The sequence below is a fragment of the Spongiibacter thalassae genome, assembly GCF_012272835.1.
GTDB lineage: Bacteria > Pseudomonadota > Gammaproteobacteria > Pseudomonadales > Spongiibacteraceae > Spongiibacter > Spongiibacter thalassae.
The window spans coordinates 353558-366796 of sequence record NZ_JAAWWK010000004.1 but is presented as its reverse complement, the minus strand read 5'-3'; the positions used below and the strand labels follow the sequence as shown (position 1 = coordinate 366796).

The 13239-nt window shown below is 52.4% G+C and carries 11 protein-coding genes; 6 read left to right on the top strand and 5 right to left on the bottom strand.

Annotated elements, in window-relative coordinates; genetic code table 11:
• Positions 1 to 12: 12 nt before the first annotated feature.
• Entirely contained in the window at positions 13 to 816 is an 804-nt protein-coding gene (gene djlA, locus HCU74_RS12910) for a co-chaperone DjlA (protein ID WP_168450825.1), read from the bottom strand.
• Positions 817 to 1027: 211 nt separating this feature from the next.
• On the opposite strand from djlA, the gene glyQ reads away from it, so the two are divergent.
• The 4 genes from glyQ (at position 1028) to HCU74_RS12890 (ending at position 5646) form a co-directional block, all read left to right on the top strand.
• Positions 1028 to 1978 (top strand): glycine--tRNA ligase subunit alpha, encoded by a 951-nt coding sequence (gene glyQ, locus HCU74_RS12905; protein WP_428480344.1) that lies wholly within the window; start codon positions 1028 to 1030, stop codon positions 1976 to 1978.
• On the top strand, positions 1978 to 4065 hold the full coding sequence (gene glyS / locus HCU74_RS12900; protein ID WP_168450823.1) for a glycine--tRNA ligase subunit beta: 2088 nt from the start codon (positions 1978 to 1980) through the stop codon (positions 4063 to 4065). The genes glyQ and glyS overlap by 1 nt, the downstream gene beginning before the upstream one ends.
• Before the next feature lie 26 nt (positions 4066 to 4091).
• Positions 4092 to 4829, top strand: coding sequence for a lysophospholipid acyltransferase family protein (locus tag HCU74_RS12895; RefSeq protein WP_168450822.1), 738 nt, complete (start codon positions 4092 to 4094; stop codon positions 4827 to 4829).
• Positions 4830 to 4896: 67 nt separating this feature from the next.
• A complete protein-coding gene (locus tag HCU74_RS12890; RefSeq protein ID WP_168450821.1) occupies positions 4897 to 5646 on the top strand; it encodes a CAP domain-containing protein in 750 nt (249 codons plus the stop codon).
• 45 nt (positions 5647 to 5691) lie between these two features.
• Here HCU74_RS12890 and gyrB read toward each other — a convergent pair whose 3' ends face one another.
• The 4 genes from gyrB to dnaA form a co-directional block, all read right to left on the bottom strand.
• Entirely contained in the window at positions 5692 to 8112 is a 2421-nt protein-coding gene (gyrB, locus tag HCU74_RS12885; RefSeq protein WP_168450820.1) for a DNA topoisomerase (ATP-hydrolyzing) subunit B, read from the bottom strand.
• Positions 8113 to 8194: 82 nt separating this feature from the next.
• Positions 8195 to 9457 (bottom strand): DNA replication/repair protein RecF, encoded by a 1263-nt coding sequence (gene recF, locus HCU74_RS12880; RefSeq protein WP_168450819.1) that lies wholly within the window; start codon positions 9455 to 9457, stop codon positions 8195 to 8197.
• Entirely contained in the window at positions 9424 to 10533 is a 1110-nt protein-coding gene (dnaN, locus tag HCU74_RS12875; RefSeq protein ID WP_168450818.1) for a DNA polymerase III subunit beta, read from the bottom strand. Before dnaN ends, recF begins: the two co-directional genes overlap by 34 nt.
• A 112-nt stretch (positions 10534 to 10645) precedes the next feature.
• Complete coding sequence (gene dnaA, locus HCU74_RS12870; RefSeq protein ID WP_168450817.1) at positions 10646 to 12169, bottom strand: chromosomal replication initiator protein DnaA; 1524 nt, start codon at positions 12167 to 12169, stop codon at positions 10646 to 10648.
• Between the two features lie 528 nt (positions 12170 to 12697).
• Between dnaA and rpmH the strand changes: the two genes are divergently transcribed.
• Together rpmH and rnpA are read left to right on the top strand one after the other, a co-directional pair.
• On the top strand, positions 12698 to 12832 hold the full coding sequence (gene rpmH / locus HCU74_RS12865; RefSeq protein ID WP_168450816.1) for a 50S ribosomal protein L34: 135 nt from the start codon (positions 12698 to 12700) through the stop codon (positions 12830 to 12832).
• 28 nt (positions 12833 to 12860) lie between these two features.
• Complete coding sequence (rnpA, locus tag HCU74_RS12860) at positions 12861 to 13238, top strand: ribonuclease P protein component (RefSeq protein WP_168450815.1); 378 nt, start codon at positions 12861 to 12863, stop codon at positions 13236 to 13238.
• Position 13239 lies beyond the last annotated feature (1 nt).

The window sequence follows — 13239 nt, the reverse complement described above, 5'->3', positions numbered from 1 at the left end:
GCAGGCGGGAGATTATGCCAAACCGCGGTGCTTGCCGATTAATTCATAGGCCGCCGAAATTTCCTGGGATTTTTCCGTGGCGATACGCACCATATCCTCCGGCATACCCTGGGCGATCAGTTTATCCGGGTGGTGCTCACTCATCAGTTTCCGATAGGCCTTTTTCAAATCTTTATTGTTGACGTCTTCACTTACCCCAAGCGCCTGGTAGGCCGCGTCAAGGGCGCTTTGTTCGTCGCGCCCGTGGCCTTGCTGATAACCGCTGTTTGTACGCCCGTCAAAGCGGCGTTGCGCCTGGGCCATTTGCAACAAGCGTTCAAACTGGGCACCACTCATTCCCAGTAGCTGAGCAACCGTGGACAACACATCCTGTTCAGCGGAATCCAGGTCATCATCCGCCAGCGCCATAGCAATAAGCGCTTCGAGGATCATTTGGCGCATCAGCGGCTGATCGCCGCAGGTCGCCAGGAAGCGCTCTATGGCATTCTCAAGCTGAAAACTTTCGCTGCCGCCCTCCTTAAACCGCTCGATAGCAAAGCGGCGGCGCTCCGGCGTTAAACCCAGCTGGGCAAATATCGCGTCGGCCTGGGCAATTTCAAATTTGCAGATACGGCCATCCGCCTTGGCGATATGCCCCATCACGCGGAAGGTTGTCTCGAAGAAGGACTGCTGCATCAGCTCGCGCTTTTCAGCAGAATTAAACCCCATTGCCTGTTTCAGGCTGCGGTCAAACAGATGGCCCACCGCTATACCGATCAGAGCATAGAAGAAACCACCCGAAAACAATCCGAGCAGGCCGCCAATCAATTTTCCCATAGGATTACGCTCCTCTAATTTTGACTTCGATCATACCAAGTGATCGAACACAAACTCCATGTTCTTCACCAACCCTCGCCAGAATACCCAAAAAACCGACTTATTCACCCTCGATCACCAGCACAGGGGCGCTCTGCATCGCCCCACGGGCGGCAACTCTGTATAATCCCGTTCTTTCCGGGTAAATGACAAGCGTGTTATGGGGAACGTTGTGAAACAGGCAGATGTGAGCAGCTTTCAGGGGCTTATCCTGAGTCTGCAAGAATACTGGGCCAGCAAGGGCTGTGTAATCTTGCAACCGCTGGATATGGAAGTCGGCGCCGGCACCTTCCATCCCGCCACCTTTCTTCGCGCGGTCGGCCCCGAGAGCTGGAACGCCGCCTATGTACAGCCCTGCCGTCGACCCACCGATGGCCGCTACGGCGAGAACCCCAACCGGCTGCAGCACTACTATCAATTTCAGGTAGTCATGAAGCCCTCACCCCACAACATCCAGGAGCTCTACCTCGACTCCCTGCGGATGCTGGGCATCGACCCCACCGAGCACGACGTTCGCTTTGTTGAAGACAACTGGGAGTCCCCCACTCTGGGTGCCTGGGGCCTCGGCTGGGAAGTGTGGCTCAACGGTATGGAAGTTACCCAGTTCACTTACTTCCAGCAGGTGGGTGGCATTGAGTGTTTCCCGGTCACCGGTGAGATCACCTACGGACTTGAGCGCATCGCCATGTACCTGCAAGGCGTAGACAGCATTTACGACCTGGTCTGGACCGAAGGCCCTGAGGGCAAAGTCACCTACGGCGACGTGTTCCATCAAAACGAAGTGGAAATGTCGCGCTTTAACTTTGAAGAGGCCGACGTTGAGCAGCTCTTTAGTCTGTTCGATCACTGCGAAGCGGAAAGCCAGCGCCTCGTTGCCAAAGGCTTGCCCCTGCCCGCCTATGAAATGGTGATGAAGGCCTCCCATGCCTTCAACCTGCTCGACGCCCGGCACGCTATCTCGGTGACCGAAAGACAGCGTTTTATCCTCCGGGTAAGGGGCTTGGCCCGCGCGGTAGCCAGCGCCTATGACGAAGCCCGCAGCGCCCTCGATTACCCACTGGCAAGCGAAGAACGCAAATTGATTTGGCGGGAACAATTCCGCGCAGAAAAAGGGACTGCCTGATGAGCAAGCATGATCTGCTGATTGAAGTTGGCACCGAAGAACTGCCCCCAAAGGCATTGTTGGGATTATCCCAGTCTTTTACCAAGGCGATAGCCGCCGGTTTGGCGCAGCGCAATGTCAGCGTTGGCAAAGTATCTTCCTTCGCTGCACCGCGGCGACTGGCAGTACTGATAAACGCCGTCGATGAAACCACTCCCGATGAAAATTTGGAACAGTGGGGGCCACCGCTCAAAGTCGCCTTTGACGCTGACGGCAACCCGAGTAAAGCGGGTCAGGCATTTGCGGCCAAAAATCGTATCGATATTGATCGCCTAAAGGAATGCGTTAAAAACGACGGCAAGCAAGACAAGCTTTATTATTCGCAAACGATTTCCGGCAGCCCGATCGTCGATCACATTCCCGGCATTATCGACGACAGTTTAAATGCCTTGCCTATTCCCAAGCGTATGCGCTGGGGCGCGTCACTCGAGCAATTTGTTCGCCCGCTGCACTGGATCACAGCGGTTTTCGGTAGCAATACGGTTGCGGGGTCCGTTAAAGGGCTGACTATCGGCAATACCACTCGCGGTCATCGCTTTCATTGCAGCGAGGAGCTGGTTATCGAACAGGCATCCAACTATGAATCACTTCTGCGTGAACGCGGAAAAGTTATCGCCTGCTTTGACACCCGCAGATCAATCATCAGCGAGCAGGTTTCTGCAGAGGGTGAAAAACTCGGTGGAGTAGCGGTTATCGGTGCCGACCTGCTGGACGAAGTCACAGCACTGGTAGAATGGCCGGTGGCCTTGTCTGGAAATTTTGAGAATCGCTTTTTAAAAGTGCCATCAGAAGCTTTGATTTCTTCCATGAAAGAACATCAAAAGTACTTTCATGTGGTTAATTCTAACAAAGAGCTTATGCCGCATTTTATCACGGTGGCAAATATTGAAAGCAGCGCGCCGCAAAAAATTATCGACGGTAACGAAAGGGTTATTCGTCCTCGCCTCAGCGATGCGGCCTTCTTTTTTGAAACTGACTGCAAAACCAGTCTGTCAGCCCGCCGCGATCGCCTGACTAAAATTGTGTTTCAGGAAAAGCTCGGCACGGTGTTTGATAAAACCGAGCGTATCGCCCAGCTAGCCGACGTTATCGCCAAGGCCATTAACTGCAATGCCGACGAGGCACGCCGCGCCGCGCAATTGTGCAAAAGCGATCTGGTCTCGGAAATGGTACTGGAATTCGACGACATGCAGGGTATCGCCGGCTACTACTACGCACTTAACGACGGTGAATCTGAAAGTATCGCACTGGCAATGAACGAGCAGTATATGCCGCGCTTTGCCGGAGACCAGTTGCCCACCAACGAAGTCGGTGTGGTTCTCGCTCTCGCCGATCGTCTGGACACTATTAGCGGTATTTTCGGTATTGGTCAGGCCCCCACGGGCTCCAAGGATCCCTTCGCCCTTCGGCGCGCCTCTCTGGCGGTTATGCGGCTGATAATAGAAAAGAACCTGGATCTCAACCTGCGCTCGCTGCTCACCGTTGCACTGCAGCAACATCACGCGGTGACCTTCAGCGAAGAGCTGCTCGATACCATCCAGGGCTATATGTTTGAACGCCTGCGCGCCTGGTATGAAGACCGCGGCATTGCTACCGAGGTCTTTCTTGCCGTAAGCGCTAAAAATCTGCCGCGACCACTGGATTTTGACAAACGGGTACGCGCAGTACAGGCCTTTACCGAACTTGACGAAGCTGCCGCGCTGGCTGCCGCCAATAAGCGGGTGTCCAATATATTGAGCAAATCGGAGACCGCCGTCACCGGAACAGTGGACACAGCGCTGTTACAGGAAGCCGCAGAGAAGAAGCTCGCCGAAACATTGGCGACACTGTCAGAGGATGTAAACGCCCTCTACGCCGTTGGCGAATACGAGCAAGGGCTGAAATCCCTGGCCGTATTGCGAGAGCCTGTGGATGCCTTTTTCGACGGGGTTATGGTGAATGCCGATGACGTCGCGCTGAAAAACAATCGACTGAAGCTGTTGCTGGCCCTGCAGCAGCTGTTTCTGGAAGTCGCCGATGTTTCTATGCTTGTGCCGGCAAAAAAATAAGAGAAGTCACTGGAAGCTAGCCGAAGATGGACGACACACTTTCACCTTTATACAAGAGTTGGTTGGCGCTGCGCTCCGGAATTTTCTTCGCCGGCTATGCTGGTATCACCGTATTCTTTAGCCTCACCGGTATGTTGTTTTTGTGGTACTTGCCGTTTCGAGTGCGCGGACGCTATTTCGTGATGGGCAACCAACTTATCGTTTGGCTGCTACGCGTCGTCTGCGGAGTTCGCACCAAGGTAATAGGCTCGCTACCTGAACAGGGACCCTATGTGGCGCTGTCCAAGCACCAGAGTCAATGGGAAACCTTCTATCTGCAATGGTATTTGTTTCCGGTAACCACTGTGCTGAAAAAGGAACTGCTATCTATTCCGTTTTTTGGCTGGGCTTTGCGGCTGATGAACGCCATTGGTATCGACAGAAGCAATCCCAGAGCCGCACTGCGCCAGACAATGGAGCAGGGCTGCGACCGTCTGAGCCGAGGTTATAGTGTGTTGATTTTCCCCGAGGGCACCCGGGTCAAGCACGGCGAAGTCGGCAAATATGCCCGCAGCGGGGCCGGTATGGCGATCAAGGCCGAAGTCCCGATCGTCGCGCTTGCGCACAATGCCGGCAAGTGTTGGCCAGCTAAAAGCCTGCTTATACGCCCCGGCACCGTTACGCTTTCGATCAGCCCACCCTTCGATTCACGGGGCCGGGATGTGAAAGAACTGAACAACGACGTCGCTCAATGGATAGAACACCAGTGCCAGCAAATAGGCTAAGCTATTCCTGACAGAAGCAGACGGCGCTGCCATAGCCCCGCGTGCGAATAGGGAAGGGGAGCAGAGCATGCCAACGATAATCAAAAATACCACCCTGATCGCGCTTGTTGTTTTGCTGGTCGCCTGTAGCGCTGCCACAGATCAACGGCACTCGGTCGCCCTGAACGACGCAACCTCCGGAGAGGGACATTGGCCGGTGAAGGGTTGGGACACCGCCACTCTGGCGACCGCCAGCAAGGCGGATTACCTGAACCCGCGGGAACGGGAACTGGTGCTGCACCTGAACATGGTACGCAGCGACCCCGCACGCTATGCGAAGGAATTTATCGCACCGCGCTTGAACTACTACTCCGGCAATATCTATCGCCCGCCGTGGACACCCAGCCAGTTTGGCGGAACCATGACCAACGAAGGGGTTGCCGCACTTAAAGAAGCAATAGCCGAACTTAGCTCTGCATCTCCAGTCCCGCTGCTGCAGGTTTCTCGGGGAATATCCCGTGCCGCAAGGGATCACGCGCAGGATCAATCCCGCAGTGGCGATACCGGCCATATCAGCGGTGACGGCAAGGCACTTCCAGAGCGTTTGAACAAATATGGCAGGTGGCGCTATCGTATCGCGGAAAATGTCGCCTATGGACGTTCCGCTGCGGTAGACAATGTCGTCGGGCTGCTGGTGGACGATGGGGTTCCCAGTCGCAGCCACAGAAAAACCATTCTCAATCCGGACTTTAAACTGGTGGGGGTCGCTGTCGCCAGCCACCCCCAATATGGCAATCTCTGTGTAATGGATTTCGCCGGGGCGTTTATCGAGAAGTGAGTAACGCTGACTGGTCTGTCTTTCAGACCGGCCAGCGCCGAGTTATCACACGTCGAGATTAGCCACCTTCATCGCATTGTTTTCGATAAACTCGCGACGAGGCTCGACCTGATCGCCCATCAGAGTTGTGAAGATCTGATCCGCCGCAATGGCGTCTTCGATAGTCACTCGTAACATACGCCGCGCATCGGGATCCATCGTTGTTTCCCACAGCTGTTCCGGGTTCATTTCTCCCAGCCCTTTATAGCGCTGTACGCTGTAGCCACGCTCAGCTTGGGCCATCAGCCATGTAATCACCTGATCAAAGTCACTCACTTCCTGGGTTCGTTCGCCGCGCTTGATGTAAGCGCCTTCTTCCAGAAGCCCCTCAAGGGATTCGCCCAGAGTCGCAATGGTTTGGTAATCCGCAGACTTGAAGAAGTCGCGGCCAAAACGATAGTGCGTGCTCACTCCATGAGAGGTGATTTCGACCTGCGGTACAAAAATATGTAGTTCGGGGTCTTCAATTACCTGCACGTCGTAGCGATGCTGGGGATCCTTGGCTTCCATTTCAACGGTGACTTCCGCCAAGGCCGTGGCCCATTTATCCATCGCTTCACGCTGACCAATTTGCTCTTCGGTGATCGTTGGCAGGTGGACAACTTCTCGCAGGAGACGGGCAGGGTAGATTCTGGACAACTTGTCGGTAATCTCTTCCACGCGACGGTACTGCTTAACGATTCCCTCAAGACCCGGGCCGGATATTGGCGCAGCATCGGGGTTTACATATAGCGCAGCACCTTCCAGCGCGCTCTGAGTAAGGTAATCAGAGAGAGACTGCTCGTCCTTGAGATACTGGTGTTGCTTTCCCCGACCTATTTTATACAGCGGTGGCTGCGCGATATAAATATAGCCATTTTCGATAAGCTCCGGCATTTGGCGGAAGAAGAAGGTCAGTAGCAGAGTGCGGATATGCGAACCATCGACGTCCGCATCGGTCATGATGATAATTTGGTGGTAGCGAAGTTTATCGAGGTTAAATTCGTCCTTGCCAATACCACAGCCCAAAGCAGTCACAATTGTCCCGACCTCAACTGAGGACAGCATCTTGTCGAAGCGGGCTTTTTCAACGTTAAGAATTTTACCTTTCAAAGGCAAAATGGCCTGACAGCGACGGTCGCGACCCTGTTTAGCGGAGCCGCCCGCCGAGTCACCCTCCACTAGATACAATTCAGACAGGGCAGGGTCTTTTTCCTGACAGTCGGCTAATTTGCCTGGCAGCCCGGCGATATCCAGAGCGCCTTTACGGCGAGTCATTTCCCGAGCTTTCCGCGCAGCTTCCCGAGCGCGGGCGGCATCCAGCATTTTCTGGACGATCTGCTTAGCCTCGGTGGGGCTTTCCAGCAGGAAATCGCCAAAGTTGGCCGTCATAGCCTGTTCCACAACGGTTTTTACTTCACTCGAAACCAGCTTGTCTTTGGTTTGGGAGGAGAACTTTGGATCGGGAACTTTTACCGAGATCACCGCGGTTAAACCTTCACGAGCATCGTCGCCGGTGGTCGATATTTTGGCCTTTTTGGCCAGACCTTCGGCTTCAATATAGTTGTTCAGGTTACGGGTCAAACCGGCGCGAAAGCCCGCCAAATGGGTACCGCCATCCCGCTGAGGGATATTATTGGTGTAGCAGAAAATATTTTCCTGGAAGCCATCATTCCATTGCAGCGCAACCTCTACGCCTATGCCGTCGGCTTCGGTGTCGAAATGAAATACCTTATTGACGGTGGTTTTGTTGTTGTTGAGGTATTCCACAAATGCCCGCAAGCCGCCCTCGTAGCAGAAAACTTCCTTCTCTCCACTGCGCTCATCAATAATTTCTATATTGACGCCGGAGTTCAGGAACGCGAGTTCACGGATGCGTTTTGCAAGATAGTCAAAATGGAATTCGATGTTGCTGAAGGTTTCTGCGCTTGGTTTGAAACGAATTTCGGTGCCGCTGCGCTCAGTGTCACCAATTACCGCGAGAGGGGCCTGAGGCACACCGTGCTTGTAGATTTGTTCATGTACCTTTCCGCCCCGGCGAATGGTCAGTCGCAGCTCTTCTGACAGGGCATTAACAACCGACACACCAACACCGTGAAGGCCACCGGACACCTTGTAAGTGTTGTCGTCGAACTTACCGCCCGCATGAAGAACCGTCATGATGACTTCGGCGGCCGACACCCCTTCATCGTGCATTTCTGTGGGAATACCACGACCATCATCGGAAACGCTGACTGATTCATCGGGGTGTATGATGATTTGAATTTTGCTGCAGTGGCCCGCCAGAGCTTCATCTATAGAGTTATCGACTACTTCGAACACCATATGGTGCAAGCCAGAACCGTCGTCTGTGTCACCAATGTACATTCCTGGACGCTTTCTTACCGCATCCAGACCTTTCAGTACTTTAATACTAGAAGAGTCGTAATTGCGCTTTTCGTCTACCATTTATCGAACCTCTAAACACTGCAACTCGCCAAATAGCGAGACACCAAAATTTGTATTTATTAATCGCGTCTATGGAACTCGATTAGTGTTCCACGTGAAACCTTTTAGGCGAGGCACCATTCCTCAACCACTCATCCGACAAGTCTGCCTCATGTATTGAAGTTGCGAATAGCTGGCAACCCAACGCATCTACCTCTTTGAAAATTGCCGCACATCTATAGCGATCCAGCTCTGCGGGCAGATCGTCGATCAACAACAACGGATTGAGACCGTAATTCTGCAACACCTTTACCTGGGCTAGCTTCAATGCACAAACAAAGGTTTTTACTTGTCCGCGGGAAAGCACATCCGCCGCTAACAATTTATTGCAACGAATTTTTATATCCGCGCGGTGAGGCCCCACTCGAGTGAACCCCTGTCGAAAATCCTGCTGACGACTTTCTATCAGCGACTGTAAAAAACCTTCTTCAGAGTCGCTGTTTCCATCCGGCAGTCCACTGATAAAGGTCTGCTCCAGCTCTAGCGTATCGCCGCTTTCGTTGGGCACCGCCCCGCAAAGTCGTTGATATATACCACTGAACTCCGCACAAATCTCGCCGAACTGCTTGCGCCTGAACGCACTTATGCGGGCGCCTGTGGACGCCAACTCCAACTCCCAAGGCATGAAGAGGGAGTCGTCTAGTTTACCACGTCTGAGCAAACTATTACGCTGTTGCAGGGCCCTACGGTAACGTGACCAATCTTCATAAAAACCAAAATGTTTCACGTGGAACACTGACCAATCGAGAAACTGGCGGCGCACTGAGGGAGCACCCTCCAGCAGCTGAAAGCTATCCGGGTTAATCAGCTGCACTGGCAGCAACCCAGCCATATCAACATAGCTGCGCAAGCGTTCCCCACCATACTTTACCAGCAAGGTTTTATCCCGACCTCGACGGATGCCCAGACTGCTTTTACATCCATCGCCTGATGGAGGCCGAAGGGCCGCCCGCAAAAGCACATGATCAGCTTTAAAATTAATTACATTCGCTATTTTCCTGGAGCGAAATGAGCGAGTCAGCGACAGCATATGTATCGCCTCCAGTACTGACGTCTTGCCACTGCCATTTATTCCGTGGAAAAAATTGAGCAAGCCGAAATCCCGAAAATCCTGTGATTCGAAATTACGCAAACCTTGAATGTGCAAGGAATCTAGGTGCATAAGTGAGAGGAGGAGGGTAGAGGGATAAAGCGATATAAGAGTAAAAACGGCCGCTCTGGATAGGCGGCCGTTTTGAATAAACTTATTTCTGGAAAGCGCGCCAAAGCGACTTATAGCCTCATTGGCATAACAACGTACTGGCAATCGCTGGACTCAGCCTCTTCAACCAAGGCCGAGCTATTGGAGTCCGACAAACTGAACTTGACTGTTTCCCCACTCAAGGCCGACAAAACGTCCAACAGATAACTGACGTTAAAACCGATTTCCAGGCGGTCACCTTCATAATCAACCCCTACGGTTTCTTCAGCTTCTTCCTGCTCCGGGTTGTTAGCCACGATCTGCAGGCTACCACTGGAGAGCACCAACCGAATACCACGGTATTTCTCATTGGACAGAATTGCTGTCCGCGCAAAGGCTTGCTTCAAATCCGCCCTTGCGCCAAGTACTGTCTTATTGCTGCCACGGGGCAAGACCCGCTGGTAGTCGGGAAATTTCCCATCAATGAGTTTCGACGTAAAAGTAAACTCACTGGTGACTACACGAATATGGTTATTACCAATATACAATTCCACTGACTCATTTTCGCTAATCAACAGTCGTGAAAGCTCGATAACCCCTTTGCGCGGTAAAATCACCTGTGCAGCTGAACTCTCGGAAAAGTCTCCCACCAAACTCGCCAAAGCCAGCCGGTGACCATCGGTTGCCACGACCCTTAGCGTCTCTGCGTCGACCTCAAACAGCATACCGTTGAGATAGTAGCGAACATCCTGCTGGGCCATCGCAAAGCTGGTCTTGTCGATAAGGCGTTTTAAATCACCCTGTTTGACTGTCAGACGCTGTCCGCCGTGCCCCTGCTCAATACTGGGGAAATCATTGGCCGGCAGTGTGGCCAACTGAAAGCGGCTGCGACCGGATTTAAGGATAAGTTTCTGGTCGTTTTGACTGATTTCCACTAACGCTGATTCCGGAAGCGCCTTGCAGATATCGACCAGTTTCTTGGCCGGCACGGTGATTTCACCCGCTTCCAACTTGCCATCAGGATCTACCGCCACGCGGCCAATCAACTCTACTTCCAAATCAGTGCCTGTCAGCGACAACTGAGAGCCTTCCAAAACCAGTTGTACATTAGCAAGAATGGGCAGCGTTTGTCGGCGCTCGACAACTCCAGCCACCAGGTTCAGGGGCTTGATTAACGCTTCCCGCGAAATAGAAAATTTCATTGATTTGGTTCCCGTAGTCTAGGTCGCTAAGGCAGTAAATACCGATCAACTATTCCACTTTTATCGGCATTCGAACAACTACCACTTTAGTATAAAAACCGCCCTAAAAACATTATGTTGTCAGCAGTCGTATCAAATTCTTGTAGTCTTCTCTGATATCCGCATCGGAGTCTCGCAACTCCTTTATTTTACGGCAGGCATGCAATACGGTTGTGTGATCCCGCCCTCCGAATCCCTCACCTATTTCTGGAAGACTGTGATTGGTTAATTCCTTGGACAGGGCCATTGCCAGCTGGCGCGGCCTGGCAACGGAGCGACTTCGCCGCTTGGACATTAAATCTGAAATCTTGATTTTGTAATATTCGGCGACAGTCCGCTGAATATTATCCAGACTGACCTGCTTATCCTGAAGGGCCAATAGATCCTTTAGCGACTCCTTTACCAAAGGAATGTCGATAGGACGGGCCATAAATCTGGAACTGGCAATAACGCGCTTTAGCACACCTTCCAATTCGCGCACATTTGAGCGCACCCGTTGCGCGATAAAAAATGCGGCATCTGAGGGAAGGGGTATTTTTTCCTGCTCCGCCTTCTTAAGCAGTATAGCAACCCGTGTTTCCAACTCAGGTGGCTCAACCGCCACGGTCAAACCCCAGCCAAAGCGGGACTTCAGGCGCTCTTCCAGACCCTTTATTTCCTTAGGGTAGCGGTCGCAGGTCAAAATCATCTGCTGACCACCTTCCAACAGGGCATTGAAGGTGTGGAAAAACTCTTCCTGAGATCGCTCCTTACCGGAGAAAAACTGAATATCATCAATTAACAGGGCATCTACCGAGCGGTAGTAGCGCTTGAACTCGTTAATGGCATTTAACTGCAGCGCCTTCACCATATCCGCCACGAAACGCTCGGAGTGGAGATAAACCACCCTAGCATTCGGGTTCTGCTGCACCAGTGAATTACCTACGGCATGCATCAAGTGGGTTTTCCCCAAGCCCACACCGCCGTACAAAAACAATGGGTTGTACGCTCGACCGGGGTTTTCTGCGACCTGACTCGCCGCTGCTCTGGCCAATTGGTTCGACTTACCTTCCACAAAGGTTTCGAAGGTATAGTTATCCATCAAAGAACTTTGGTGACGAATACCGCCTTCGACTTCAACTTGCCGATTGCCCTGCTGCGGCGAGGACGACACGATCTGACCATTGGCCGACACAATCTGACCTGGGGCCGAAGGGGGGGAGACCGGCTCACTACCGGTGTCCAATGGGAGTTGCTGGCTCAGCTCAACGTCCCTGGACGCCTCGGCGGAAACATGAACAGACTCCCGCGCCATCACCGCTGCCGGCGCACTGGCGTTGGCTCTTGTTGATTGTGCCTGAGCGCGCTGCTGCCGCTCTGCGATCAGTAACTGTACTTCCGTACCACCAACCTCTGCAGACAACTCACCAACCAGCTCTTTTATCCGTGCAAAATAGCGGTCCTGAACCCAGTCTCGAACGAAACGATTCGGTGCCAGCAGATTTATCCAACCCTCACCGGCGTCGATTTTCAGCGGCCGTATCCAGGTAATAAAATGCTGAGACGGAAGCTCCTCCTGAAGGTGTGCCACACATTTCTGCCACGTCGCTTCAGACAAAATACCTCCCCCTTTATTTCACAGATTAATTAGAAATGCCGCAATACGACTGAGCCACGCCTGAATATCTGCGGAATAGCGCGACGAATATATTGTTAAGCCGGCAATAATACTCCCCGGCGCATTAGTTATCCACATAAATATCTGTCAGCACTTCCTAAAAAAACATAATTCTTTCAAAGACATATTAACTTTAAACCTTGTTTTTATACCAGCAACCCAAAAACCTGTTGATAACTGCACAACCAAGCTGTGAATAAGTTATGGACAAGCTGTTACGATAGCCTATGCCTTACCAAAAACAGCAGGCGATAGCTTACGACACATGTTCCAGTACACCCCTAAATCTTCGCGGCGTATCGCCAATTGAGAAAAAGTATTGGCCCGATGGCTTTGACCAGATAATCGTTGCTATTAGATAGGCCTTACACTAAAATTCGCGATCCGATTTTCAGTGCTTTGCCAGCAGACACTGCGGCAAAGTCGGCGCTATCGCCAATTTATCCGACAACGTGAACGGACGAGATCATGAAAAGAACATTCCAACCCAGCAACCTGAAACGCGCGCGCACCCACGGTTTCCGTGCTCGTATGGCCACCAAAAACGGTCGTAAGATCATCAACCGTCGTCGTGCAAAAGGCCGCGCCGAACTGTCTGCCTAATTCTTGCTGACCAGTGCCCGGTATTGCGGTGGATTACAGTTTTGATAAATCACTGCGACTACTTAATGCCGGGGACTATCAGGCGGTGTTCGACCAGTCTCGCCTGAAAGTCTCAACACCCGAGTTATTGTTTCTCGCTCACAGCAATGGCATTGACCGCCCGAGACTCGGCTTGGTCATCGCCAAGAAGAATGTACGCCTGGCTGTTCAACGCAACCGTATCAAGCGTATTGTTCGGGAAACATTCCGAATGCAACAGGGGCATTTAAAAGGCATCGATGTCATTGTGCTGGCCAGGCGCGGTGTAGATCAGCTGGATAACCAAGCCCTGCACAGCACTTGCAAGCAGCTCTGGCACCAACTTGAAAAACGCGCCGAGAAACGTTTTAAGAAGCAAGAGGGCTGAT

Excerpts from the sequence above, each read along its gene's own strand:
- djlA (WP_168450825.1), bottom strand. The coding sequence starts at position 816 with ATGGGAAAATTGATTGGCGGCCTGCTCGGATTGTTTTCGGGTGGTTTC.
- glyS (WP_168450823.1), top strand. The coding sequence starts at position 1,978 with ATGAGCAAGCATGATCTGCTGATTGAAGTTGGCACCGAAGAACTGCCC.
- HCU74_RS12895 (WP_168450822.1), top strand. The coding sequence starts at position 4,092 with ATGGACGACACACTTTCACCTTTATACAAGAGTTGGTTGGCGCTGCGC.
- HCU74_RS12890 (WP_168450821.1), top strand. The coding sequence starts at position 4,897 with ATGCCAACGATAATCAAAAATACCACCCTGATCGCGCTTGTTGTTTTG.
- gyrB (WP_168450820.1), bottom strand. The coding sequence starts at position 8,112 with ATGGTAGACGAAAAGCGCAATTACGACTCTTCTAGTATTAAAGTACTG.
- dnaN (WP_168450818.1), bottom strand. The coding sequence starts at position 10,533 with ATGAAATTTTCTATTTCGCGGGAAGCGTTAATCAAGCCCCTGAACCTG.
- rpmH (WP_168450816.1), top strand. The coding sequence starts at position 12,698 with ATGAAAAGAACATTCCAACCCAGCAACCTGAAACGCGCGCGCACCCAC.